Below are 24,482 nucleotides of genomic sequence, written 5' to 3' on the forward strand. Positions count from 1 at the left end.
ACGCTGTGGGGTGCGATCAGAAGATGCCTAGGAATTTCTTGTCCTGGCGCTTTTGCTCGCCTTTGCTGCCTCTGCCCTTCTCATCCTTGGCCGTGGTGCCGCGGCCGACATCGTCGCGGGGCGCACCGCGCTTGGTGCGCTGCGCCTGGGCGCTTGCCCCCGCCAGGATGGGACCGCAGGCCGCGCCCTTCGCATCGCCCGAATCGACGAAGGCCAGCAGCGACGCGATCGGCGTGCCGACCACGCCCAGCGCCAGCGCCGCGCCGCCACGGGTCAGCAGTTCGGGGCTGACGACATTGATGCCAGGCCGCGCGAAATAGCCGTTGATGCCGATCGGCGACTGGCCGGAAAAGAGGCTGATCTTCTTGCCATCGGCGCGGAAGGCGAGGTCGAGGCTCTCATTCCTGAACGAGAAGCCGCCGCGGCCGATCATCACATTCTTCTTCGTGTCGATCAGGATCGGGTCGGCGGCCGCCACGCCGTTGCGGACGGTGAAGGCGATCAGGCCGCAGTTGATCTCCACCGGCTGTTTCAATTTGCCGGAGAACATCTTGGTGACGAAGGTGCCGACATCGAGTTCGGACAGTTGGACATTGCGCGCCCACATCGACCCGGCGGGCAGGATGACGGCGATGCGGCCATTGGCGGTCGCGAGCGAATCATGGAGCGTGTCGCCCAGTCCGGTCATCTGCACGCGGCCCTTAATCGTGCCGGTCGTGCCCGATTGTTCGACACCCCAGCGGGCGAGCAACGTGCCCATCGGGGTGGGGGCCATGCGGATGTCGTAGCTGGTCTTCACCGGCGCGCCGCGGGCGTTGATCTCTATGTCGGATGCGACATGGCCGCCGGACATGTCGAAGCTGAGCGGCGACAGGGTCAGCAGACTGCGGTCGAGTTTCAGGGTCAGGGCGATGGCGGAGATGGGGACATGCTGCGCCCGGACGCGCTTGACGCTATAGCTGACATTCGCGTCGAAATTGCGGATCGCCTCCACCCGCAACGGCGCGTCGGGCAGCAGGCGCGGCGTGCCCTGCACGGTTTCGATCGCGCCGGCAGCGCCCTGCTTCTCGATCTTGTCGGGATCATAGCCGAAAAAGGGCGCGGCATCGACGATGTCGAGCGTCTGGGTCGCCAGGTCCGCCTTAAGCAGCAGCCGATTATTGGGCAGCGACGCGGTGAAACTGCCTGCCAGGTCGCTGGCGCCAAAACGGCCCTTCAATTGGGTGAAGCGCCATTCTTCGCCGACCTTGGTGAGCGCCGAGGTGAAACGATAGGGCCGCGTATCAGGGATGGCCGCGCCCAGAAAATCGAACAACAGGCTGAGATTGGGACCGCGCGTGACAAGGCGCAGGTCGCTGCCTTCCAATTCGGTTGCGCCACGCAGCGTGCCGGCGACATCCACGATCGTCGCGCCGGCCTGCGCGCGCATTTGCAGGCTGTTCTTGCCGCGCGACACCGTGGCGTTGGGGGAAAGGAGGCTGCCCTTGAGCGTGAAGGGCTTGTCCCTCATGCGGCCGGTGCCCGACAGGCGCACGTCGCTGGCGAAGCGGGTGTCGCGCGCCCGGACCGTCTCGAATCCGATGTCGGCGTTCAATTGCATCCGCGGATCGCGGTAGCGCAGGGTGGTTCCCGCCAGCTTCGCCTGGGTTATCAGCGGGAAGACCATGGGTTTGCCCTCCACATTTGGATCACCCAGCGTCCATGTATTATGCCGGTGATCGCGCGACCATTCCAGATCGACCGCGCCGTTGCGCAATTCCAGCCAGGGCAGGCGGACCTTGTCGGCAAACAGCAAGCTGAGCGGCGCGATGCGCGCGTCGATCAGGTCGGCGCGGAACAAGGCGGGCTGGCTGGCCCAGGGCAGGTTGCCGATACGCGCTTTTTCCGCCAGGAATTTGATGCTGATCGGGGCGAAATAGAGCTGGAAATCGCCCTCGACCCGGACTTCGCGTTGCAGGCGTTTACCCACTATCTGTTCAAAGGAGCCTTTGAGGAAGCGGCCCTTGGTGATGAACAGGATCAGCCAGATCGCGAAAAGGAAGCCGATGATGGCCAGGAGGAAGCGGACCGGCCATGGCAGCCGGCGCCACCGTTCGCGCAGCGCGGTCGCGTGCGCGCGATAGCCCGCGCGCGGCGCGGCGGCCGCATGTTCCGTGATATGCACATCGCTATCGACCATGGCGGCCTCAACGCCCCGGCGGGGCAAATGGCTCCAGGCGGTCGGTTACGCGAATCGCTTGCCTTTGCGCGCATGTGGCCCTATGCGCGCCGTTCGCGATATTCAGTGAGACCGCCCGGCTAACTAGGGCTGCCGGGGCTGTCTGTAATCGTCGCGCCAGATAAGGAGACGAAAATGCCCAAGATGAAGACCAAGAGCGGTGTGAAGAAGCGCTTCAAGTTCACCGCGACCGGCAAGGTCAAGCACGGCGTCGCTGGCAAGCGTCACCGCCTGATCAGCCACAATGCCAAATATATTCGCCAGAACCGCGGTACGTCCGTCCTGTCGGATTCGGATGTTGCCCATGTGCGCCTCTGGGCGCCCTACGGCCTGAAGTAAGGAGTAGAGGCACATGGCACGCGTAAAACGTGGTGTAACCACCAAGGCGAAGCATAAGCGGTTGCTGGTTCAGGCGAAGGGCTATTATGGCCGTCGCAAGAACACGATCCGTGTCGCTCGCCAGGCCGTCGAAAAGGCCGGCCAGTACGCTTATCGCGATCGCAAGGTCAAGAAGCGCAGCTTCCGTGGTCTGTGGATCCAGCGCATCAACGCGGGTGTCCGCGCTGAAGGCCTGACCTATTCGCAGTTCATGCATGGCCTGAAGCTGGCTGGCGTCGAACTGGACCGCAAGGTCCTGGCCGACATTGCGATGCACGAAGGCGAGGCGTTTAGCGCCATCATCGCCCAGGCGAAGGCTGCGCTGCCCGCAGCCTGAACCAGTCGATCGCAAGATCGTCAAAGGGGCGCCGGGGCAGATGCTTCCGGCGCCCTTTTTTGTTTTGGCGGATGTGACCAAGACCCGTTCGTTTCGAGCGAAGTCGAGGAACGCCCCGCGCAAACGCTTCTCGACTTCGCTCGAAACGAACGGAGAGGGGAAGCTCAGCCAAAAGGCGCATTCCATGTCGCTGCATCTGTGGTGGTTGTACGTTACGGCGGTTTTCCTGATATCGGCCACGCCCGGCCCCAATATGTTGCATGTGATGACGCAGAGCATCGCCCATGGCCCGCGCAAGGCGACCGCCACGATGGCGGGCCTGATGAGCGCAGTGCTGCTGTGCCTGATCGCGTCCGCGCTGGGCCTGGGGGCCCTGCTCAAGGCGTCACCGCGGCTGTTCGACATATTGCGCTATGCCGGCGTCGCCTATCTGGTGTGGCTCGGCATCAAGGCGTGGCGCGCGCCGGTGGGCGGCAGCGAGGCGAGCGCCACCAACGCCCGTTCCGTGCGCGCCCTCTATGGCACCGGGCTGCTGACGGGGCTGGCCAATCCCAAGCTCATCATCTTCGCCGCGGCGCTCTTTCCCCAGTTTATCGAGCTGGACCGGCCCTTCTGGCTGCAGCTTGCGATCCTGATCGCCAGTTTCGTGGTTATCGAAAGCTTCTGGTACGCCGTCTACGCGCTGGGTGGCCTGCGCCTGGCGCGCTGGTTGGCGCCGGCGAACCGGCAGACGCTGTTCAACCGCGGCACCGGATTGATGTTCATCGGCTTTGGCGGGGCGTTGCTGGGGGCGCGGGCTTAAGCTTTCCAGGCCCGCCCCTTTCCTTGAGCGCCCGGCGTCGCTAAGGCCGCGGGCATGTTTCCGCCACCACAGGCTCTGGAAGAAAAATGACCGAAATTAGCGCATTGAAAGCCGGCCTGATCGCCGACATCGCCGCCGCCGACACGCTCGACGCGCTGGAGGCGCTGCGGGTCGGCGCGCTGGGCAAGAGCGGGGTGGTGACCGGCCTGCTCAAAACGCTTGGCCCGATGTCGCCGGAAGAGCGGATGGACAAAGGGCCGCCGATCCAGGATTTGCGCGAGAGCGTGACGACGGCGCTGGCGGACAGGAAGGCCGCGCTGGAGCAGGCCGCGCTCGACGCCAGGCTGGCGTCGGAGAAGGTCGACATGACCCTGCCGGCCGATGCCGGTCCTTTTGGGGGTGCGTTTGGATCGGTCCATCCCGTGAGCCAGGTGATGGACGAACTGGCTGAAATCTTCGCCGATCTCGGCTTCTCGGTCGCCACCGGGCCGGAAATAGAAGACGACTGGCATAATTTCACCGCGCTCAATATTCCCGAAACCCATCCGGCGCGCGCGATGCACGACACTTTCTACTTCCCGGACGAGGAAGGCCAGAAGCGGATGCTGCTGCGCACCCATACGTCGCCGGTGCAGATTCGCACGATGATGAATGGCACGCCCCCGCCGATCCGCATCATCGCGCCGGGCCGCGTCTATCGCAGCGATTCAGATGCGACCCATACGCCGATGTTCCACCAGATCGAAGGGCTGGTGATCGACAAGGGGATCACGCTGGGTCACCTGAAATGGACGCTGGAGACGTTCCTGAAGGCGTTTTTCGAGCGCGAGGATATCGTCCTGCGCCTGCGCCCCAGCTATTTCCCCTTCACCGAACCGTCGGTCGAGGTCGATGTCGGCTACACGCTGACCAATGGCCAGCGGGTCATTGGCGGCGACGGCGACGCGGCAGGCGGCGGCTGGCTGGAAGTGCTGGGCAGCGGCATGGTCAACCGCAAGGTGATCGCGGCGTGCGGGCTGGACCCCGACGAATGGCAGGGTTTTGCCTTTGGCACCGGGGTCGACCGGCTCGCCATGCTCAAATATGGGATGAACGACTTGCGGGCCTTCTTCGATGGCGATCTGCGCTGGCTGAAACATTATGGTTTTTCGGCGCTGGACGTGCCCACGCTGAGCGGAGGAGTGGGCGCATGAAGTTCACCCTGAGCTGGCTCAAGACGCATCTGAAGACCGATGCGGACCTTGCCACCATCCTCAAGACGCTGAACGCCATCGGGCTGGAGGTCGAGGGTGTCGAGAATCCGGCCGAGAAGCTGGCCGGGTTCAAGATCGCCCAGGTGCTGACCGCCGAGCGTCACCCGCAGGCCGACAAGTTGCAGGTGCTGAGCGTCGATCATGGCGACGGCAATCCGTTGCAGGTGGTGTGCGGTGCGCCCAATGCCCGTGCGGGGTTGGTGGGCGTGTTCGGGGTGGAGGGCGCGGTCGTGCCATCCAACGGCATGGTGCTGAAAAAGACCGCGATCCGGGGCGTCGAATCCAACGGCATGATGTGTTCCACGCGCGAGCTGGAGCTGGGCGACGATCATGACGGTATCATCGAGCTGGATGCAGCCGCGCCGGTGGGTCAGGTCTATGCCGACTGGGCGGGGCTGAACGATCCGGTGATCGATGTCAGCGTGACCCCCAACCGGCAGGACTGCATGGGCGTGCGCGGCATCGCGCGCGACCTGGCGGCGGCGGGGCTGGGCACGCTTAACGCCATCATCGTGCCAGAGATTGCGGGCGTGGGTCCGGGGCCGGATGTGCGGACGGACGATGTGGACGGCTGCCCCGCCTTCTTCGCGCGCACCGTGCGTGGCGTGACCAACGGCGCGTCGCCCGACTGGATGGCCAAGCGGCTGAAGGCCATCGGCCAGAAGCCGATCAGCGCGCTGGTCGATATCACCAACTATATCATGTTCGATCTTGGCCGGCCGCTGCATGTCTATGACATGGCGAGCCTGAAGGGCGGCCTGGTGGCACGCAAGGGGAAGCCCGGCGAGCAGGTGCTGGCGCTGAACGGCAAGAGCTACACCATCGACGAGACGATGACTGTCATCGCCGACGACGAGGCCGTGCACGACATTGGCGGCATCATGGGCGGCGAACATTCGGGCGCGCAGGATGGTACGACCGACGTGCTGATCGAATGCGCCTATTTCACGCCGGAACGGATCGCGGTGACCGGGCAGAAGCTGACCCTGACCAGCGATGCCCGTGGACGGTTCGAGCGCGGTGTCGATCCGGCGTTTCTGGACGATGGCCTGTCGATCGCGACCAGCCTGGTGGTCAGCCTGTGCGGCGGGACGCCCAGCGAGGCGACCCGCGCCGGGACGCCGCCCGCGACGCCCCGGACGGTGGCCTATGCGCCCGACCAGTGCCTGGCGCTGGCCGGCGTGCATGTGCCCGCCGACGAACAGAAGCGTATCCTGGAAAGCCTGGGCTTTGGCGTCAGCGGCGAGGCGAGCCGCGTCGAATATGAAGACGGCACGCCGGTGACGGTGCCGGGGTGCTGGACGATCACGGTGCCGACATGGCGCCGCGACGTCGATGGCTGGCCCGATATCGTCGAGGAAGTGGTGCGCATCGTCGGCCTGGACCAGGTGCCATCCACGCCCTTGCCGCGCGGGCCGGGCGTCGCCCGCCCGACCGCCACGCCTGAGCAGATGGTCGAGCGCCGGGTGCGCCGCACGGCGGCTGCGCGCGGGCTGGCCGAAGCGATCAACTGGTCGTTCATTGCCGAAAAAGAAGCCGCCGCCGTGGGCGGGGGCGACTGGACGCTGGCCAATCCCATTTCCGAAGAATTGAAGGTCATGCGGCCATCGTTGCTGCCCGGCCTGTTGTCGGCGACGAAGCGCAATGTCGATCGCAGCGCGACGAGCGTGCGCCTGTTCGAACTGGGCCGCCGCTATTTCAAGCAGGGCGAGCGGGCGACCGTGGGCTTCGTGCTGGCGGGCGAGAAGGTCGCGCGGGGCTGGCAGGCCGGCAAGGCGCAGGGCTTCGACGCCTTTGACGCCAAGGCGGAAGTGGTCGCGCTGCTGGCGGCCGCCGGCGCGCCGGTCGGCAATCTCCAGAATTTCGGAGAGGCGTCGGCCGCCTATCATCCGGGTCAGTCCGGCACGCTGCGGCTGGGGCCGAAGGCGGTGCTGGCCGAATATGGCGTGCTGCACCCGTCGCTGGCGAAGCAGTTCGGGCTGACGGGAACCGTGGTCGCGGGCGAAATCTTCCTCGATGCGATTCCGGGCAAGCGCAAGAGCGGCTTCATGCGCGCGCCTTATGCGCCGCCCGCGTTGCAGGCGGTGAAGCGCGACTTCGCCTTCCTCGTGCCGGACATGGTCGAGGCCGATGCGCTGGTGCGCGGCGTAAAGGGCGCGGACAAGAAGAGCATCGTCGACGTCCGCCTGTTCGACGTCTTCGTCGGGCCGGGCGTGGAGGATGGCTTCAAGTCGCTGGCGATCGAGGTCACTTTGCAGCCGGGCGAGAAGAGTTTCAGCCAGGAAGAACTGGAGGCGATCAGCGCTGCGGTGGTCAAGGCCGCGCAGAAGCTGGGCGGGTCGCTGCGGGGGTAAGGCCTTCGAACGGATGAAGGCGCAGCGTGCTCCCGCGAAGGCGGGCGTCCAGTTCAGAGGGTAGGACTGGGCTCCCGCCTTCGCGAGAGCACGTCATCTCATTGAAGCGATGTTTACAGATCCACGCCCGCAGCGATCGCTTCCAGCTTGCGGATGCGTTCCTTGAGGTCGGCGACCTCGATCCGGGCCGAAGCGCTTGGCGGCGCGGCTTCCTCGAAGCGGCGGCCCAGTTCGGCGCGCTTCAACTCCAGCCAGCCGTTCCAGCCGCGCAACCCCGCAGCCGCGATGATGGCAAGGCCGACCAGGCTGGTCGCCGCCAGAGTGATGTAGAGATAGGGGTCTTGCATATAAGCCTCCCTGACCGGCACGGACTATGTTCAGTCGCGATCCCGGAGTTTTTCGAATTCCCGCTCCAGCGCGCTGGAGCCGTCCGTCGCCAGCCGTTCCAGCACGGCGACGCGATCCTTGAGCGCCTTTACTTCCGCGCGCAGCCGTTCGGCTTCGGGATCGGGGCCGCGCTGGATGAAGTCTTCGCCCTTGTCGCGGCGCGCGACGCCATATTTGGCGCGCAGGACGCTGGCGATGGCGGTGATGGCGATGATGGCAACGACCATTTCAAACGGATTCATGTCGATCACTCCCTGATGGCGCTGGTCTCTTTCGGCCTTAGTTGGCCGGGCCGCGCAGTTGTTCGATCTCGCGATTGAGTTGGTGGCTGTCGTCGGTGACGATCCGCTCGACCACGGCGAGCCGGTCCTTCATCGATCCGATCTCGGCGCGAAGCTGGGCATTTTCCTGGCTCAGCAGCTTGATGCGCTCGACCATTTCCTCATTCTTCTGCGGATAGACGGGCTTGCCCCAGCTATTTTCCAGCGGATAACCATTTTTCACGCGCAGCCAGGTGGTGAAGATCCAGCCGCCGACCGCCAGCGATCCGACGATGACCGCCACCGGGGCAAAGGCTTCGAATGGAAACATGATGATACTCCCCTTGGCTCGCCGGTGTCAGCGCAGCGCGTCGATTTCGCGCGCAGTGCGGGCGGCGGGATCGGTGACGATCCTTTCCAGCACGGCGATACGGTCTTCGAGGCGGCTGATGCGGCCCACCAGCTTTTCGTTTTCGTTGGAAAGAAGGTCGATTTTTCGACCGGCGTCGGGATCGCTTCGATGAACGGTGCCCGTCCACTCATTTTCCACCGGATAGCCGTGGCGGGCACGGACCCAGGTGGTGAACATCCAGCCAAGCGTCGACATGGCGATGATGGCGAGGACGAAATAGGGTCCACTAAATTGCATGATGGCGTCTCCCCGTTATGCTGCCCCGACGCGCGCTTTCAGCGCAGGCTGTCGATCTCATCGGCCAGTCGGGTGTTGCGGCTTGTATAATAGATTTCGATGTCGGCCAGGCGGCGATCGATGTCGCGGAACTTGGACCGGACGTCGCGGGTGGAGCGGGTCGGGTTGGTCCGCACCCCCTGCCAGAATTTCTCGTCGTCGCGGTCCGCATAGAGGCCCAGCGGCTTGTTTTCAGCGAAATATGCGATGACGAAATAGGCGATTAGCGTCCAGGGGAAGGCTCCCATCAGGGTGATGAGCACCGCGCCCACGCGGACCCACAGGACATCAATGCCACTATAATCGGCGATGCCGGAACAGACGCCCAGCCATTTGCCATTGGCCTTGTCGAGATAGAATTTAGTGCGGCGGGCGGTCATTTCAGTTCCTCCGGTCGAAATCGAAGCCGTCATCGGTGGACGGGCGTTGCGGGCGGAAATCGGGGTTGTCAGCGGCGACGATCCGTTCGACCGTCTGGAGCCTTTCTTCCAGACGGCGGGCGAGAAGATGGAGTTCGTCCAGCAGCTTCTCATCCTCGTCGGTGATCTTGGGCGCCTGCTTCCATTTGGTGACATAGTGGAAAATCAGCCAAGGCATCCCGATGAACAGCATGGCGCAGATCATGATGGGCAGAAATACGTCCTCCATCGGATCAGCTCCCCTTGTTCATCGAGGCCTTGAGCGCGGCGAGATCGGCATCGACCTTGTCGGCCGACTTCAATTCCGCAATCTCCTCCTCCAGCGTCTTGGGCGCGCCGCCCAGCGTCGCGGCGTCGGCGCGGCCTTCGGCCATGTCCACGCGGCGTTCGAGCATGTCGAAGCGGGCAAAGGCGTCGTTGACCTTCTCGCCAGCATAGGCTTCGCGCACGCGCAGGCGGTTTTCCGCGCTCTGCATCCGGGTGACCAGACTGTTCTGGCGAGCGCGGGCTTCGCGCAGCTTGCCCTGCAGCTTGGCGATATCCTCTTCCGACGCCTTGAGCGCGTCGTCGAGCGTCGCGATTTCATGGCTCAGATGATCCGCCATGTCGGTCGCCTTCTGGCGTTCCACCAGCGCGGCCTTGGCCAGATCTTCGCGATCCTTGGACAGTGCGAGCTGCGCCTTTTCGGTCCAGCTGTCCTGCAGAGCGGTCAGCTTGGCGATGTGGCGGCGCATTTCCTTCTGGTCGGCGATGGTGCGGGCGGCGGACGCGCGCACTTCGACAAGGGTTTCCTCCATTTCGAGGATGATCATGCGGATCATCTTCGCGGGGTCTTCCGCCTTGTCAAGCAGGTCGGTCACATTGGCGGCGATGATGTCGCGGGTGCGGGAGAAAATACCCATTTGAACGTCACTCCTGGTCTTATCGTCTTGTTGGGGGCCGGGGCGGGCGAGAGGGGGCACTCCCGCCCCGGCCGGGGCTTGCGCCTTATGCGAGGTAGCGCAAGGCCGCGGGGGTATCGTGCGTCGCAAGGATCGGGGCTTCGCTGGCGCGGGCCGGGCCGACCGCCGAAAGGATCATGGTCGATCCGAACAGCAGGGCGGCGATGGCGGCCGACATCAGCTGGCTGATTTCGCGAACACTGTTGCTCTGGTTGGTCATCGTCATACTCCCTGAAACTTGGCCTTCATAGGTTCCGCGATTATTTGCGGATTGCCCTGAGCATTGCAGAGGTCGTGCCAGTTTCGAAAAATACCCGATTTTCTGCCATTTTTTGAGGTCTTCGCAGGGGGTGCGCCAACATGCCGCTTGCCAAGGAGTGGGAAATTTCACCATAAGTTGGCATATGGAGAAAAATACGCAATTTATCGGCCAGTCCTCGGTCTTTCTCGACGCGGTGGAGCAAGCCGGCCGGGCGGCCGAGTTGAACCGGCCGGTGCTGGTGATCGGCGAACGCGGCACCGGCAAGGAGTTGATCGCCGAACGGCTGCATCACCTGTCGCCACGCTGGGGCGAGCCGCTGATCACGATGAATTGCGCCGCCCTGCCCGAAACGCTGATCGAGGCGGAATTGTTCGGCCATGAACAGGGCGCCTTCACCGGCGCGACCAAGGCGCGGCCGGGCCGGTTCGAGGATGCCGATGGCGGCACGTTGTTTCTGGACGAATTGGGCACATTGTCGATGGCGGCGCAGGAACGGTTGTTGCGCGTGGTGGAGTATGGCGAGGTGACGCGGATTGGCGCGTCGAAGCCGTTGACCGTGGACGTCCGCATCGTCGCGGCGACCAATGAGGATCTGCCCGCCGCCGCCGACGCCGGACGGTTTCGCCCGGACCTGCTCGACCGGCTGAGTTTCGAGGTCATCACCCTGCCCCCGCTGCGCGCGCGCGAAGGCGATATCAGCGTTCTGGCCGATCATTTCGGCCGACGCATGGCGGCGGAGCGCGACTGGCCGCAATGGCCCGGTTTCACGGCGGCCTGCGCAGCGGAACTGGAGGGCCATGGCTGGCCGGGCAATGTGCGCGAGCTGCGCAATGTGGTCGAACGCGCGGTCTATCGCTGGAACGAGCCGGGGCGGCCGATCAGCCGCATCACCTTCGACCCCTTCGCCTCGCCCTGGAAGCCCAAGTCGATGATGAAGCGGGCGGATGCGGCGCCGTGTGATGCCCCTGCCGCACCGTCAGCACCCACCATGACCTATGAAGAAATCAGCGACCTGCGCGCCGCCGTGGACGGGCACGAGGCGGCGATCATCCGCGCCGCGCTGGAGCGATTTCGGTACAACCAGCGCGCGACTGCCAAGGGGCTGGGCCTGACCTACGACCAGTTGCGCCATTGCATGAAGAAACATGGGTTGAGCGCGGGCTGAACAGCCCACGCTCGATGGGCAATCAGCGCGTCGGCACCGGCTCCGCGCCGCTATAATCGTAAAAGCCCTTGCCGGTCTTGCGGCCATACCAGCCCGCTTCGACATATTTGACCAGCAAAGGCGCCGGGCGATATTTGGGGTCGCCGGTGGTGCTGAGGAAGACGTTGAGGATTTCCAGCGCGGTATCCAGGCCGACGAAGTCCAGCAAGGTCAGCGGCCCCATCGGATGATTGAGGCCGAGCTTGCAGCCCTGGTCGATGTCGGTGACGCTGCCCACGCCCTCGCCCAGCACGAACACCGCCTCGTTCAGCATCGGCAGCAGGATGCGGTTGACCACAAAGCCCGGCGCGTCGAAGGCGTGGACCGTAGTCTTGCCGATCTTTGCGGCGAAGCCTTCCACCGCAGCGACGGTTTCGGGCGTGGTGGCAAGGCCCCGAATGACCTCCACGAGCACCATCACCGGTACGGGGTTGAAGAAATGGACGCCCACAAAGCGGCCCGCATCGGGCGCGGCCTGCGCCAGCCGGGTGATCGGAATCGAGGATGTGTTGGTGGCCAGGATCGCGTCGGCGGCCAATATCTTGCCGACATTGGCGAAGATGGCGCGCTTCACCTCTTCGCGCTCAGTCGCGGCCTCGATCACCAGTTGGGCGTCGGCCAGCGGGGCGATGTCGCCGACGGGCGTGATCCGCGCGAGCGCGGCGTCGGCGTCGGCCTGGCGGATCTTTTCCTTGTCCACCGCCTTGGCCAGCAGCTTGGCGATGCCCGCCAGCCCCTTTTCCGCGCGGGGCAGGTCGATGTCCGACAATATGACGTCATAGCCCGCCTGCGCCGCGACCTGCGCGATGCCCGCGCCCATCTGTCCCGCGCCAATCACGCCGACCGTCCGAATATCCGTCATGCCTTGCTCTCCCTCATGAATCGTCGCTTATCCCTTAGCGGGGCGCAGGGCCGACGACCAGTATCGGGCACCCATCCATCGGACAGGCGATGGATCGCGCGCGGCTGTCGGACGGATTGCGGGTTCATCCGCCATTTCCGGCTTTGCGTGGGCGCTGCGCCATGGTTAAAAGCGCGCGATGTCCGTTTCAGACCTGATGCCCGCGCCGGCGACCGGACGCTTCCTTGCCGCCGTGCATCATTTCCCGCTGCGCGTCTATTTCGAGGATACCGACCTGTCGGGGCTGGTCTATCACGCCAATTATCTGCGCTATATGGAGCGCGCCCGGTCCGACATGCTGCGCATCGCCGGGATCGACCAGCGCGCCAATCATGAAGGGGGCGCGGGCGTCTATGCCGTCACCGACCTTGCCATTCGCTATCGCCGCCCGGCGCGGCTGGACGACGACCTGATGGTGGCGAGCCGCGTCACCGATGTGCGCGCGGCGAGCTGCGCCATTCATCAGAGAGTCATGCGGGGTCAAGAAGAGTTGACGGACGCCGCCATCACCGTCGCATGGCTGACGCCCCAGGGCCGGCCGCAGCGCCAACCCAAAGCCTGGACCGCCATTTTCACCCGCCTTTGCCAAGGGGAAGACATTCACCCATGACCCTCAACCTGCCTGCCGGCGCCATCACCGACGCCGCGACCATATCCCCGCTCGCCCTGTTCCTGCAGGCCGACATCGTCGTGAAGGGCGTGATGCTGGGCCTGTTGCTGGCCAGCATCTGGACCTGGGCAATCATCATCAGCTTCAGCGTCAGCCTGCGCAAGGCGAGCAAGGAAAGCCGGAAATTCGAGGCCGATTTCTGGAAGGCGGAGGATATCGACCGCTTTTATGAGGCCCGCGGCAAGGCGGAATTTCCCGCCGCCAAGGTGATGGCGGCTGGCGTCACCGAATGGCGCCGATCGACCGCGCAGAAAGTGATCGACCGCGACGGCACGCGCGACCGGCTGGGCACGTCGATGTCGAGCGTCATCGCGTCCGAGGTCGATCGCCTGTCCGATCGGCTCAACATATTGGCGACGGTCGCGTCGGCCGCGCCCTTCATCGGCCTGTTCGGCACGGTGTGGGGCATCATGCGCGCCTTCACGTCGATCGCGGCCGAGCAGAATAGTTCGCTCGCCGTCGTCGCGCCGGGCATCGCCGAGGCGCTGTTCGCCACCGCCATCGGCCTGTTCGCGGCGATCCCGGCGCTGATCGCCTACAACCGGTTCAGCCATGGCATCAACCGGCTGGAAGCGGGCTTGACCCGCTTTGCCGACAGCTTTTATTCCACGCTGAGCCGTGAGTTGGAGGCCCAACGCTGATGGCTATGTCCGGTCCTCCCTCCGCCCGGCGCGGGCGCGGGCGCGCGCCGATGGCGGACATCAATGTTACTCCGCTGGTCGACGTCATGCTGGTGCTGCTCATCATCTTCATGGTGACCGCGCCGCTGCTGGTGACGGGCGTGCCGGTGAACCTGCCGGAAACACGGGCCAAGGGGCTGGACGCAGACGCCAAGCCGACGATCCTGTCGATCGACCGCGACGGCGGGCTGTTCATCGATGACGTGCAGATCAGCGATGCCGACCTGCCCGATCGGTTTGCGGAAATAGCGTCCGCCCATGCGGGTCAGCCGGAGCCGCCGCAAATCTTCCTGCGCGCCGACACCGCGCTCGACTATGGCCGGGTGATGCGGGTCATGGGCGAGCTTAATCGCGCGGGCCTGAACAAAGTATCGCTGGTCAGCACCGGGTCGGACGCCGCTGATGTCAGCGACGGTTCAGAATAGGGGCCATAGGTCAGCCATATGGAGCGCGCGGAAAAGATCGGCCTTGGCGTCGCGACGGCGGGACATGTCCTGCTGTTCGGACTGCTGTCGGCCGGATTCCTGGCCACCCCCAATCCGTTGAAGCTGAAGTCGCCGCCGATGGACGTGAGCCTGGTGGACGAAGTGGCGCTGCAATCGACCGCGCCGCAGGTGTCGACCCGGCCGCCGCCGCCCAGCGTCGCGCCGGAGGAAGGACCGACGGAGGACGCCAAGCCTGCCCCGGCGCCTGCTCCCGCACCGGAGCCGACGCCCGCGCCGACGCCGCCCAAGGCGGAGCCGAAGCCGGTTCCCAAGCCGACGCCGCCAAAGCCGGTCGTGAAGGAAGCCCCGGCCAAGCCCAAGCCGGCACCGCCGAAGAAGGATGTGGCCAAGACGCCGCCCAAGGCCAAGCCTGCGCCTGAAAAGCCAAAGGCCGCGGCGGCCGTGCCGTCCAGGAGCGACGCCAAGGCAAAGAGTGACGCCAAAGCCAAGGCGGATGCGAAAGCCAAGGCCGACGCCAAGGCGAAAAGCGACGCTAAAGCCAAGAGCGATGCGAAGGCCAAGGCCGATGCGGCTGCGCGCGCATCCGGCGCGGGCAAGGCGGACAGGCCCAAGGGGTCGCTGCTGGGCAAGGATTTCCTGAAAGGGATCGACGCCAAGGACGATGCGCCGCGCACACCCGCGCCGCCGCCCGCCGCCGCCATGGGGCCGCAGCAGAAGGCCGCGCTGGACGCCGAAATTCGTCGCCAGCTCAAGCCACATTGGCGGCCGCCATCGGGCGCGGATGCGGACCAACTCGTGACCTTGCTGGAAGTGCGGCTCGACAAGAGCGGCGCGCTGATCGGCGCGCCCGAAGTGATCGACCAGACCGGCGTCACCGCCAGCAACCGGCCACAGGCGAAGCTACATGCGGAGCGCGCGATCCAGGCGGTGAAACTCGCCGCCCCCTTCCGGAATTTACCGCCTGAATATTATGACCAATGGAAATGGCTCCGGCCACTCCGCTTTGACGCGAGGCTGAACCGATGAAGACCACCTTCCTTCGCCGCATCTCTCTGGCGACCGTCGCGCTTGCCGCCATCCTGTCCGCGCCCGCGATGGCGCAATTGTCGGTTGATGTGACCGGCGAAGTCGACAGCAACGTCAAGGTCGCCGTCCCCTCCATGCCCGCGCAGCAGGATGTGGCGACGCCGGCCGGCACCGCCAGCGAACTGGGCCGCAAGGTGGCCGAGGTGATCGCGTCCGACCTGAAAGGCTCCGGCCTGTTCGATCCGTCCGGGCCTGGCGGGATGCCGGCGGTCGCCTTCCCTGAAGTCACCAACCCGGTCTATGAAAAATGGAACGCCTATCAGGCGCTGGTCCAGGGGTTCGTGCGCACGACCGGGGGCGAGGCCGACATCACCGTGGGCTGCTACCTCTACGACGTGGCGCTGAAGCAGGAACTGACGCGGCAGGGCTATGTCGTCGCGCCGCGCGACTGGCGGCGGGCCGCGCATAAATGCGCCGACGCCATCTATGCCCGCCTGTCGGGCGAAAGCCCCTTCTTCGACAGCCGCATCGCCTATATCGCCGAGAGCGGTCCCAAGGGGGCGCGAGTCAAGCGGCTGGCGATCATGGATTCGGACGGGGCGAACCACCGTTTCATCACCAACGGCCAGTCGATGGCGCTGACGCCGCGCTTTTCGCCCGATTATAAATCGATCCTCTATGTCAGCTATCTGGGCAGCCGGGTGCGCCTCTATATCTACGACATCGGCGCGGGGCAGCAGAAGCTGGTGACCGAAAGCAGCAACGCGACCTTCGCGCCGCGCTGGTCGCCCGATGGCCGCAACATCCTTTTCTCGATGGCGGTAGCAGGCAATACCGACATTTATCGCGTGTCGGCCAATGGCGGCACGCCGGTGCGCCTGACCAATTCGCCCGGCATCGACGTGGGCGGCAGCTATTCGCCCGACGGCAGCCAGATCGTGTTCGAAAGCGACCGGTCGGGCGGCCAGCAAATCTATGTCATGAACGCCGACGGGTCCAACCAGCGGCGGATCAGCCATGGCGGCGGCCGCTATGCGACGCCCGAATGGTCGCCGCGCGGCGACCTGATCGCCTTTACCAAGCTGTCGGGCGACTTCAAGGTCGCGGTGATGACGCCCAGTGGCGACAATGAGCGCATCCTGACCAATGGCTGGCAGGACGAGCAGCCGACCTGGTCGCCCAATGGCCGCGTGCTGCAATTTTTCCGCACGACGCCGGGCAAGCAGGGCAGCAGCCAGGTGTGGCAGGTCGACCTGACCGGGGTGAACGAACGGCGGATTCCGACGCCGCTGAGCGGATCCGACCCGGCCTGGGGACCGTTGCTGCCCTAAGTTTAGGTTCAGGCGCTTTCGCCCATTGCGGAACCTAGTCGTCTTGACAGCGTAACGAACATCACGGACCCTGATGACTGTCTTAACGGATTGATTTTGACATTTGCATCCCCTGACGGTTGGGATGGGTCTGCAAATGTCAAAATCGTAAAATCCGTTAAAATCAAAAGATTGCTAGTGGTCCGAAAAGATTCTGACATTTGAGCACGCCTTATCGGATAGGGTAGCAAATGTCAGAATCGGACCACTAGCGGGCGGCATAGAGAATATCGAAGGAGACCCCCATGAAACTGTCCCGGACCTTGGTTGTGGCGACCGCCATCATCGCGCTGGCCGCCTGTTCGAAAAAGCCGCCGGCCCAATTGCCCCCCGCCCCTGGCGGCACCGGTGGCACGACCGCGCCCAGCGGCCCGATCGGCGCCAGCGGTCCGGTCAAGGGCAGCCAGGAGGATTTCGTCGCGTCGGTGTCTTCGGACCGCATCTTCTTTGGCCTGGACCAATATGATGTCGATATGGAGGACCAGGCGACCTTGCAGAGCCAGGCCGCCTGGTTGCAGCAGAATCCGTCGGTGCGCGTGACGATCGAGGGCCATGCCGACGAACGCGGCACCCGCGATTATAATATCGCGCTGGGCGAACGCCGCGCCAATGCGGCGAAAAACTATCTCGCCTCACTGGGCATCGCGCCCGGCCGCATCACCACTGTCAGCTATGGCAAGGAGCGGCCGGCGGCGCTGGGATCGGACGAGGCAAGCTGGGCACAGAATCGCCGCGCGGTGACCGTCACCATCCAATATTGATCCGCCTGGCCTTCGCATGACTGAAAAGCCCGCCGGTCGACAGGACCGGCGGGCTTTTACACGCCCTTAGATCCCCGCGATTTTCCTTGGCCGTAAAAACGGCTAGAGAAGAGGGAATGCAGAAAAGCGACCTCAAGAAAAAGCCCCCCACGATCAAGGAAGTCGCCGCCAGCGCGGGCGTTTCGGTTATGACCGCGTCGCGCGCGGTCAACGGCAAGGCGCTCGTCAGCGCCAAGGCGCGGCGGGCGGTCGAACTGGCGGTCAAGGAGCTGGGCTATATCCCCAATGCGTCGGCGCGCGCGCTGGCCGGGAGCGCCGACCGGCGCGTCGCGCTGTTGCACAGCAACTCCACCACATCGGCCTATCTGGGCGAACTGCTGCTCGGCGCGCTGGGCGAAGCGCCGCAACGGCACCTGCATCTGGTGGTCGAGCAATGCGCGCCCGGCGCCTTTGCCGAGGAAATCGTCGAGCAGGTCGCCCATGCCAATGTCGCCGGCGTGATCCTGCCGCCACCGCTGTGCGACTGGCCGGAACTGGTCGCCGGGCTGAGCGCGCGCGACATCGCCATCGTCGCGATCGCGCCGGACCAGGATGGGCCGGACATGCTGGTGGTGGGCACCGACGACCGCCATGCCGCCTATGACCTGACCCGCCACCTGATCGAACTGGGGCATCGGCGGATCGGCTTCATCGAAGGCAATGTGCGCCACCGGTCGAGCGCGCGACGGTTGCAGGGCTTTCGCGATGCGCTGCTCCATCATGGGCTGGCGCATGACGACCAGCTGATCGTGCCGGGCGACTATAGCTATCGATCAGGTCTGGACGCGGCCGAGCGACTGATGAGCCTGGAGGCGCGGCCGACCGCGATCTTCGCCTGCAATGACGATATGGCCGCCGCCGCGATCACGGTCGCGCACCAGCGACGCATCAACGTGCCGGCCGAAATCAGCATCTGCGGCTTTGACGATACGCCGCTGGCGAGTGCGATCTGGCCTGCGCTGACCACCATCCGTCAGCCGATCCGCGACATGAGCCGCGAAGCGATCGGCCTGCTGGCGGTGCGATTCCGCAGTCAGGACGAGGGCGCCGACGGGATCATCGGCAAGGTGAAGCTCGACTATCAGCTGATCCGCCGCCAGTCGGACGCGGTGCCCGCGCGGCATTGATGCCGGACCGGGGCCGTCACACGGCCAGGCGGTTGCCATAGCCTATGATGAGGGTGGCGAAGACCAGCAGGCCGACCCCGCTCCACACCATGCCGCGGACGGCGGGGGCGGCGTCCTTCCACTCGCGAAACGCGAAGCCCCAGCAGGTCCCGAAGATGATGATGGACGCCATGTGCAGCGTCCAGCTGGAGAAGCCGAAGCGGCCCATCTGGCTTTCGCCCATGGTGTAGAAGAAGAATTGGAAATACCAGGCGGTGCCCGCCAGCGCGCAGAGCAGGAAATTAGGCAGCAGCGCGGGGCGCTGGCCCGATGCGTCCGCCGCCCCGACCCATTGGCCCGCCGACTTGTTTTTCACGATCAGCCAGCCGCACCAGAGCGCATTGGTGACGAGGCCGCCGAGCATGACGAGGCACAGGGTCGGCAGCCCCACCCAGAGCGGGCCGGTTCCTGCCGCGCGGCTGAGTGCGTTCACCGGCTGTCCCGCCGCCAGGCCGAAGGCGAAGCAGGAGGACATGATGCCGGAAAAGATGGCGACGGCGATGCCCTTTCTGAAATCAAATTCGGCGACGGCGGCGGCCTTTTGTTCGGTGGACAACCCCGCATCCTTGCGTGAGCCGGCCATGGCCACGACGATGATGCCCAGCACCGTGACGGCCAGGCCCAGCAACACGATCCGGCCGTGCAGGGTGCCTGCAATCTCCGTCATGAAGCTGCCATCGACGATCGGCGGGATCAGCGTGCCAAAGACGGTGCACAGCCCCAGCACCACCGCCATGCCGAGCGAGAGGCCCAGATAGCGCATGGTGAGGCCATAGGTCAGGCCGCCAAAGCCCCAGAGGAAGCCGAAAAAGACGCACCAGCCGACGACCGAGGACGGCACTTGCCGCATCACGCCCATCAGGTCGTTGGTCTGCATCGATGCGAAGAACCAGGGTGCGATCACCCAGGAGAAGATACCGCCGGTGAGCCAGAATATCTCCCAGTTCCAGCGCCGCACGCCGCGATAGGGGACATAGAAGCTGGCCGAGGCCAGGCCGCCCAGCCAATGAAACAGCACGCCGAGCAGAGGATTTCCGGTCATAGGTCAAGTCCCAGGCGATAAAGGCGGTCGGCGTTGCCCGCAAAGAGCGCGCGGCGGTCGGCTTCGGGGAAATCGGCGACGATGGCGTAATAGGCGTCCATATATTGGTCGATCGGCGCGAACAGCTTGTCGGTCGGCGTGTCGCTGGCGAAGGCGCAGCGGTCGACGCCGAACAGGTCGATCGTTTCGCGCACCAGCGGTTCGACATTTTCGCGGGTCCAGTCGCGGCGGATGAAGCCCATGCCCGACAGCTTGACCGCGACATGGGGCAGCGCGGCCAGCGCCTTCATGCCCCTGCGCCAGTGCGCCAAGCCATCGGGATCGGTCAGGACGGGCATCCCCATATGATTGATGATGACGGGAATGTCGGGATGGCGCGCGATCAGCGGGACAAGGCCGGGCATCTGCCCCGGATAGCATTGCAGGTCGAAGGACAGGTCGTGCTTGGCGAGCAGAGCATAGCCCGCCTGCCATTGGGGATCGACGGTCAGGTCGACCGGACCATAGGTGCGCAGGGGATCGCGGTGCCAGTTGACGATATGGCGGATGCCCTTGACGCGGCGGTGGGCGGCCTGCGCGGCGAGCAGGGCATCGACATCGGGATCATGCAAAGCGGCGAAGGCGACGAGGCCGGTGGGCAGGCCTTCGATCTGCGCCAGACCGTCGAGCCATTGGGTTTCGCGCAGGGCGCTCTCCGCCGCCGCGCCGGCATCGACATGCACCGCGCCAACGACATTCCAGCGGGCAAGGTCGGCGCGATAGTGGGCGACGCCATAATCGTGGGCGATGGGTTCGACGCTGCCATTCGGCCCTTCGTCAGAGAAAGGCGCGCTCAGCCAATCGTAGCGGATATGCTGCAGGTCCCATAGATGGATATGGGCATCGACAAAGGGGATCATGGCTATCCTCTCCAGAAACATACAGTCCGTTCGCCCTGAGCCCGTCGACGGGTTGGCTGAGCGGAGTAAGAGATTTTGCGGCGCGCTGGTTCTTGGGACCAGTCGCGCCGCGCAACTTCGCATATTAGAAGGTGGTGCGGCCGCCCGATGTGTCGAAGGTGGACGCGGTGGTGAAGCTGCATTCCTCGCTGGCCATGAAACAGACCATCGCGGCGGACTCCTCGATCAGGCCCAGGCGGCCCATCGGGATTTTCGAGCGCATATAATCGACCTGGCTCTGGGGCAGTTGGGCCAGGATCGGGCTTTCGAAGGTGGCGGGCGTCAGTGCGTTGGCGATGACGCCCTTGCCCGCCAGTTCCTTGCCAAGGCTCTTGGTGAAGCCGATCACGCCCGCCTTGCTCGCCGAATAGGCGCTGGCGTTGGGATTGCCTTCCTTGCCCGCGACGGACGCCAGGTTGACGATCCGGCCATAGCCATTTTCCAGCAGGAAGGGCGCGACTTCCCGGTTGCAGTAGAAAAGGCCGTTGAGGTTGATGTCGATCACCCGCTGGAAGCTGTCGACCGGATAGTCCCACACCGTCGCTGTGGCGCCAGTGATGCCCGCCGAGCAGATGAGGATATCGACCTTGCCCAGCGCGGCGGCCGTTTCCTTGGCGGCGGCGGCGACGGCGGCGTAATCGGATACGTCCAGCGCCACCACATGGGCCGCGCCGATCTCAGCGCTGGTGGCCGCGAGCGCTTCGGGATTGAGATCCCACAGCGCCACCTGGCCGCCTTCGGCGGCGATGCGGGCGGCGACCTGCCTGCCCAGGCCCGACGCGCCGCCGGTGATGATCGCATTGCGGCCCGCGAAACGGCCGGCATAAATGCTCATCCGAGCACCACGTCGCCGAGGTGACGCCATTCCGAAACCTGCTGCGTCTGGGCGCCGAGCTTTTCGATGCCCAGTTCCATGACGTCGCCGGCCTTGAGATAGATGGCGTCTGGCTTCTTGCCCTCACCCACGCCCGGCGGGGTGCCGGTGATCATCAGGTCGCCGGGATAGAGGGTGATATATTCGCTGACATAGGAGATGAGTTGCGCGACGTTGAAGATCATCGTCCGGGTGTTGCCGGTTTGCATCCGCTGGCCATTGAGATCGAGATACATGTCCAGATCCTGCGGGTCGCCGACCTCGTCCGGGGTCACCAGCCAGGGGCCGACCGGGCAGAAAGTGTCATGGCCCTTGCCCTTGCTCCACTGGCTGCCGCGCTGCTTCTGGTTGAAGCGTTCCGACACGTCGTTGACCAGGGTATAGCCTGCGACCTTGGACAGGGCGTCTTCTTCGGACACGAAGCGGCAGGTTTCGCCGATCACCACGCCCAGTTCGACTTCCCAGTCGCCATGGGTCGCATTTTTCGGCAGCACCACTTCGTCGTTGGGGCCGTTGAGCGAGGACAGCGCCTTCATGAACATCATCGGTTCGGTCGGGATCGGCAGGTTGGATTCGATCGCGTGATCTTCATAATTGAGGCCGATTGCGACGATTTTACCGATGCCCTTGACCGGGACGCCATAGCGCGGCGCGCCGTCCACGATCGGCAGCGAGGCGATGTCGGCGGCCTTGGCGGCGGCCAGCGTTGCGACGGTCAGTTCGGGGACGACGCCCGACAGGTCGCGGATGTTGCCCTCGCTGTCGATGACACCGGGCTTTTCCTGGCCAACCTGGCCGAAACGGACGAATTTCATGGGATCAGTCTCTCTTCTGCGGCAATCAATGGGTGTAGGGGCGGTGCATCGCGATGTCGGGGTTGAGGTCTACCCCGAAGCCGGGCTTGTCGAGCGCAGTCACCTTCATCCGGCCATTTTCCGGCACCGGCTCGCCCAGCAATTGGGGATGGAACATCGGCACCACTTCGGTCGGCCCTGGATGCATCATCAGAAATTCGGCGAAGGGCGAATTGTGGCGGGTGATGACGAAATGATAGCTGTAAACTGACGATCCGTGCGGCACGACCATCTTGCCATGGGCGTCGGCCAGCGCGCTGATCTTGAGCAGTTCGGTGACACCCCCGCACCAGCCGACATCGGGCTGGATGATGTCGCAGCAATCCATTTCCAGCAACATGCGGAAGCCCCAGCGGGTCGCTTCATGCTCGCCGGTGGTGACCAGCATGCCCTTGGGCACGTTGCGCTTGAGCGCTGCATAGCCCCAATAATCGTCGGGGCTAATCGCTTCCTCGATCCATTTTAGGCCAAGGTCATGCGCGGCAATGGCGAGACGGGTCGCATAGTCGACGTCAAGCGCCATCCAGCAATCCCACATCAGCCAGAAATCCTCGCCGACCTTTGACCGCATGTCGGCCAGTTCGGCGATATTCTTGCTTAGGCCCTCGACCCCTTCGGCCGGGCCGTGATGTAACGCCATCTTGCCGCCGATAAAGCCGAATTCCTTCGCCTTGTCGGGCCGCGCGCCGGTGGCGTAGAATATCAGTTCGTCGCGCACCGCGCCGCCCAGCAGATGATAGACCGGCTCCTGCCGCAACTTGCCCAGCAAGTCCCACAGCGCCAGATCGACGCCAGAAATGGCGTTGATGACCAGCCCCTTTCGCCCATAATATTGGGTCGAAAAATACATCTGGTCCCAGATTTTCTCATAATCGGTCGGTGCGCGCCCTTCGAGGAAGCGGGCGAGATGCTTTTCGACAATATAGGCGGCCGGTTCGCCGCCGGTGGTCACCGCAAAACCAACAGTGCCGTCCTCCGCCTCTATCTCCACGACCAGCGTACCCAGCACGTTGATCCCGAAGCTCTGGCGCGACTGGCGATATTCGGGATATTTCGACATCGGCGTCGCGATGTGATTGTCGATCCAGTGGCCTTCGCCCTGGTCATGATAATCCGCCCCGCCCCCACGCACGGTGAAGGCGCGGACATGCTTGATCTTCGGCAAGGTCACGATCGGCACGCATACACTCCCTGAACCATGCCGATGCCCAATATGTGGGAGCGATCGGCAAAAACTTTCAATATATGGTCAAAACACCAATAAGGGCGGGGTTAACGGAGGAAGTGCCGCGATCGGAAGAATCATGCTCAGCCTCCAGTTCACCCTTGTTTTTCTCATTTTGTGGGATAGAGTGTTATTAGATGAGACAGAAAACGTCAAACACAGAATCGGATGCGCCGGAAAATTTGGGCCGAGAGGAAAAGGCGAAGGCGGGCGGGTCGCAGACTCTGCAGCGCGGGCTGGATCTGCTCGACCAGGTGATCGACGGTCCGATCAAGCTGGCCGACCTGTCGGAACGGATGGGGCTTACGCGCTCGACCACCCATCGTCTCGCCAACGCCATGGTGGAGCGCGGTTTCCTGACTTTCCTGCCGCGCGAAGGGTATCAACTAGGGCCGAAGCTGCTCCAGTTGGGGTTTCTGGCGCAATCGCAGGCCGACTTGGTGCAGATCGCCCGGCCGCATCTGGAGGCGCTGGCGGCCGCCAGCGAAGATGTGGTGCATCTGGGGCGGCTCGACGGCGACCAGGCGCTGTATCTGGACAAGATTCCCGGCCGCCGTCGGGTGGAGATCAGCAGCCGTATCGGCGATCGGCATCCCTTGACCTCGACAGGGCTTGGCAAGGCGCTGCTGATGGACGACCCGGAGGGCAATTGGCGTCGGCTGTTCGACGCGGACCAGGCGGCGGGCACCCATCCGGTCGCCTATGATGGCTGGCTCGAACGGATGCGCGGCTATGTGGTCGCCGGTCGCGCGTTCGACCTGGAAGAGAATGAAGACCAGATACGCTGCGTCGCCGCGCCGATCCGCGATGCGTCGGGCGCGATCGTCGCCGCCATCAGCCTGTCGAGCGCCGCCCAATATATGGACGACGACCGCATGGCGGCGCTGAGCGAGGATGTCCGCGCCGCCGCGCACAAGGTCAGCGCCGACCTGGGCTGGACCCCCGGCGTCAAATCCCCCCGCCGCCCGGCGCGGCGATAATCATCGA

29 protein-coding genes are annotated in these 24,482 nt (G+C 64.5%); 14 read left to right on the top strand and 15 right to left on the bottom strand.

Annotation, left to right across the window (positions count from 1 at the left end; genetic code table 11):
* Nucleotides 1-16: 16 nt before the first annotated feature.
* Nucleotides 17-2,179, bottom strand: a complete 2,163-nt coding sequence (locus V473_RS15815; protein ID WP_082679156.1) for an AsmA family protein — start codon at nt 2,177-2,179, stop codon at nt 17-19.
* A 174-nt stretch (nt 2,180-2,353) separates the two neighbouring features.
* Here V473_RS15815 and rpmI point away from each other — a divergent pair, with 174 nt between their 5' ends.
* The 5 genes from rpmI (at nt 2,354) to pheT (ending at nt 7,342) form a co-directional block, all read left to right on the top strand.
* Complete coding sequence (gene rpmI / locus V473_RS15820) at nt 2,354-2,557, top strand: 50S ribosomal protein L35 (RefSeq protein ID WP_056690492.1); 204 nt, start codon at nt 2,354-2,356, stop codon at nt 2,555-2,557.
* A gap of 13 nt (nt 2,558-2,570) precedes the next feature.
* Nucleotides 2,571-2,933, top strand: a complete 363-nt coding sequence (gene rplT, locus V473_RS15825; RefSeq protein ID WP_066606985.1) for a 50S ribosomal protein L20 — start codon at nt 2,571-2,573, stop codon at nt 2,931-2,933.
* A gap of 184 nt (nt 2,934-3,117) precedes the next feature.
* The gene (locus tag V473_RS15830; protein ID WP_066607525.1) at nt 3,118-3,735 is read left to right on the top strand and encodes a LysE family translocator; all 618 of its coding nucleotides are present in this window, start codon (nt 3,118-3,120) and stop codon (nt 3,733-3,735) included.
* A gap of 86 nt (nt 3,736-3,821) precedes the next feature.
* Complete coding sequence (gene pheS / locus V473_RS15835) at nt 3,822-4,928, top strand: phenylalanine--tRNA ligase subunit alpha (protein WP_066606988.1); 1,107 nt, start codon at nt 3,822-3,824, stop codon at nt 4,926-4,928.
* A complete protein-coding gene (pheT, locus tag V473_RS15840; RefSeq protein WP_066606990.1) occupies nt 4,925-7,342 on the top strand; it encodes a phenylalanine--tRNA ligase subunit beta in 2,418 nt (805 codons plus the stop codon). The genes pheS and pheT overlap by 4 nt, the downstream gene beginning before the upstream one ends.
* A gap of 113 nt (nt 7,343-7,455) precedes the next feature.
* On the opposite strand, the gene V473_RS15845 is transcribed toward pheT, so the two are convergent.
* The 8 genes from V473_RS15845 to V473_RS24165 all read right to left on the bottom strand — a co-directional run bounded on the left by V473_RS15845 (nt 7,456) and on the right by V473_RS24165 (nt 10,257).
* On the bottom strand, nt 7,456-7,689 hold the full coding sequence (locus tag V473_RS15845; protein ID WP_066606992.1) for a hypothetical protein: 234 nt from the start codon (nt 7,687-7,689) through the stop codon (nt 7,456-7,458).
* 30 nt (nt 7,690-7,719) lie between these two features.
* Nucleotides 7,720-7,971, bottom strand: coding sequence for a hypothetical protein (locus tag V473_RS15850; RefSeq protein WP_066607527.1), 252 nt, complete (start codon nt 7,969-7,971; stop codon nt 7,720-7,722).
* Nucleotides 7,972-8,008: 37 nt separating this feature from the next.
* A complete protein-coding gene (locus tag V473_RS15855) occupies nt 8,009-8,320 on the bottom strand; it encodes a hypothetical protein (RefSeq protein ID WP_066606995.1) in 312 nt (103 codons plus the stop codon).
* Between the two features lie 27 nt (nt 8,321-8,347).
* Entirely contained in the window at nt 8,348-8,638 is a 291-nt protein-coding gene (locus V473_RS15860; RefSeq protein ID WP_066606998.1) for a hypothetical protein, read from the bottom strand.
* Between the two features lie 38 nt (nt 8,639-8,676).
* Entirely contained in the window at nt 8,677-9,057 is a 381-nt protein-coding gene (gene pspC, locus V473_RS15865) for an envelope stress response membrane protein PspC (protein ID WP_066607000.1), read from the bottom strand.
* A gap of 1 nt (nt 9,058) precedes the next feature.
* A complete protein-coding gene (gene pspB, locus V473_RS15870; RefSeq protein WP_066607002.1) occupies nt 9,059-9,325 on the bottom strand; it encodes an envelope stress response membrane protein PspB in 267 nt (88 codons plus the stop codon).
* 4 nt (nt 9,326-9,329) lie between these two features.
* Nucleotides 9,330-9,998 carry a phage shock protein PspA gene (gene pspA / locus V473_RS15875; RefSeq protein WP_066607003.1) on the bottom strand — a complete coding sequence of 223 codons (669 nt, stop codon included), beginning with the start codon at nt 9,996-9,998 and terminating at the stop codon, nt 9,330-9,332.
* Between the two features lie 85 nt (nt 9,999-10,083).
* A complete protein-coding gene (locus V473_RS24165; protein ID WP_169793949.1) occupies nt 10,084-10,257 on the bottom strand; it encodes a hypothetical protein in 174 nt (57 codons plus the stop codon).
* Nucleotides 10,258-10,441: 184 nt separating this feature from the next.
* Between V473_RS24165 and pspF the strand changes: the two genes are divergently transcribed.
* Nucleotides 10,442-11,464 (top strand): phage shock protein operon transcriptional activator, encoded by a 1,023-nt coding sequence (gene pspF, locus V473_RS15885; protein ID WP_066607009.1) that lies wholly within the window; start codon nt 10,442-10,444, stop codon nt 11,462-11,464.
* 22 nt (nt 11,465-11,486) lie between these two features.
* Here pspF and V473_RS15890 read toward each other — a convergent pair whose 3' ends face one another.
* On the bottom strand, nt 11,487-12,365 hold the full coding sequence (locus tag V473_RS15890) for a 3-hydroxybutyryl-CoA dehydrogenase (RefSeq protein ID WP_066607010.1): 879 nt from the start codon (nt 12,363-12,365) through the stop codon (nt 11,487-11,489).
* A gap of 178 nt (nt 12,366-12,543) precedes the next feature.
* On the opposite strand from V473_RS15890, the gene V473_RS15895 reads away from it, so the two are divergent.
* The 7 genes from V473_RS15895 to V473_RS15925 all read left to right on the top strand — a co-directional run bounded on the left by V473_RS15895 (nt 12,544) and on the right by V473_RS15925 (nt 18,523).
* Nucleotides 12,544-13,014: a YbgC/FadM family acyl-CoA thioesterase gene (locus V473_RS15895; RefSeq protein ID WP_066607011.1), complete on the top strand. Its 471-nt coding sequence runs from the start codon at nt 12,544-12,546 to the stop codon at nt 13,012-13,014.
* A complete protein-coding gene (tolQ, locus tag V473_RS15900) occupies nt 13,011-13,715 on the top strand; it encodes a protein TolQ (protein ID WP_066607012.1) in 705 nt (234 codons plus the stop codon). The genes V473_RS15895 and tolQ overlap by 4 nt, the downstream gene beginning before the upstream one ends.
* A complete protein-coding gene (locus V473_RS15905; protein WP_066607014.1) occupies nt 13,715-14,179 on the top strand; it encodes an ExbD/TolR family protein in 465 nt (154 codons plus the stop codon). Before tolQ ends, V473_RS15905 begins: the two co-directional genes overlap by 1 nt.
* Before the next feature lie 18 nt (nt 14,180-14,197).
* On the top strand, nt 14,198-15,226 hold the full coding sequence (locus V473_RS15910; protein ID WP_066607017.1) for a cell envelope biogenesis protein TolA: 1,029 nt from the start codon (nt 14,198-14,200) through the stop codon (nt 15,224-15,226).
* The gene (gene tolB / locus V473_RS15915; RefSeq protein WP_066607019.1) at nt 15,223-16,557 is read left to right on the top strand and encodes a Tol-Pal system beta propeller repeat protein TolB; all 1,335 of its coding nucleotides are present in this window, start codon (nt 15,223-15,225) and stop codon (nt 16,555-16,557) included. Before V473_RS15910 ends, tolB begins: the two co-directional genes overlap by 4 nt.
* A gap of 284 nt (nt 16,558-16,841) precedes the next feature.
* The gene (gene pal, locus V473_RS15920) at nt 16,842-17,357 is read left to right on the top strand and encodes a peptidoglycan-associated lipoprotein Pal (RefSeq protein ID WP_066607025.1); all 516 of its coding nucleotides are present in this window, start codon (nt 16,842-16,844) and stop codon (nt 17,355-17,357) included.
* A gap of 116 nt (nt 17,358-17,473) precedes the next feature.
* Nucleotides 17,474-18,523, top strand: coding sequence for a LacI family DNA-binding transcriptional regulator (locus tag V473_RS15925; RefSeq protein ID WP_066607036.1), 1,050 nt, complete (start codon nt 17,474-17,476; stop codon nt 18,521-18,523).
* 16 nt (nt 18,524-18,539) lie between these two features.
* Here the strand turns inward: V473_RS15925 and rhaT are convergent, their stop codons facing one another.
* The 5 genes from rhaT to rhmD form a co-directional block, all read right to left on the bottom strand.
* Nucleotides 18,540-19,604: an L-rhamnose/proton symporter RhaT gene (gene rhaT / locus V473_RS15930; protein ID WP_066607038.1), complete on the bottom strand. Its 1,065-nt coding sequence runs from the start codon at nt 19,602-19,604 to the stop codon at nt 18,540-18,542.
* Nucleotides 19,601-20,503 carry an amidohydrolase family protein gene (locus V473_RS15935; RefSeq protein ID WP_066607041.1) on the bottom strand — a complete coding sequence of 301 codons (903 nt, stop codon included), beginning with the start codon at nt 20,501-20,503 and terminating at the stop codon, nt 19,601-19,603. Before V473_RS15935 ends, rhaT begins: the two co-directional genes overlap by 4 nt.
* 124 nt (nt 20,504-20,627) lie before the next feature.
* Nucleotides 20,628-21,377: an SDR family NAD(P)-dependent oxidoreductase gene (locus V473_RS15940; protein WP_066607046.1), complete on the bottom strand. Its 750-nt coding sequence runs from the start codon at nt 21,375-21,377 to the stop codon at nt 20,628-20,630.
* Entirely contained in the window at nt 21,374-22,231 is an 858-nt protein-coding gene (locus tag V473_RS15945; RefSeq protein WP_066607049.1) for a 2,4-didehydro-3-deoxy-L-rhamnonate hydrolase, read from the bottom strand. The genes V473_RS15940 and V473_RS15945 overlap by 4 nt, the downstream gene beginning before the upstream one ends.
* 25 nt (nt 22,232-22,256) lie before the next feature.
* On the bottom strand, nt 22,257-23,441 hold the full coding sequence (gene rhmD / locus V473_RS15950) for an L-rhamnonate dehydratase (protein WP_148648433.1): 1,185 nt from the start codon (nt 23,439-23,441) through the stop codon (nt 22,257-22,259).
* A gap of 191 nt (nt 23,442-23,632) precedes the next feature.
* On the opposite strand from rhmD, the gene V473_RS15955 reads away from it, so the two are divergent.
* Nucleotides 23,633-24,475 carry an IclR family transcriptional regulator gene (locus V473_RS15955; RefSeq protein WP_066607054.1) on the top strand — a complete coding sequence of 281 codons (843 nt, stop codon included), beginning with the start codon at nt 23,633-23,635 and terminating at the stop codon, nt 24,473-24,475.
* Nucleotides 24,476-24,482 lie beyond the last annotated feature (7 nt).

Source organism: Sphingobium cupriresistens LL01 (genome assembly GCF_001046645.1).
Taxonomy (GTDB): Bacteria; Pseudomonadota; Alphaproteobacteria; order Sphingomonadales; family Sphingomonadaceae; genus Sphingobium; species Sphingobium cupriresistens.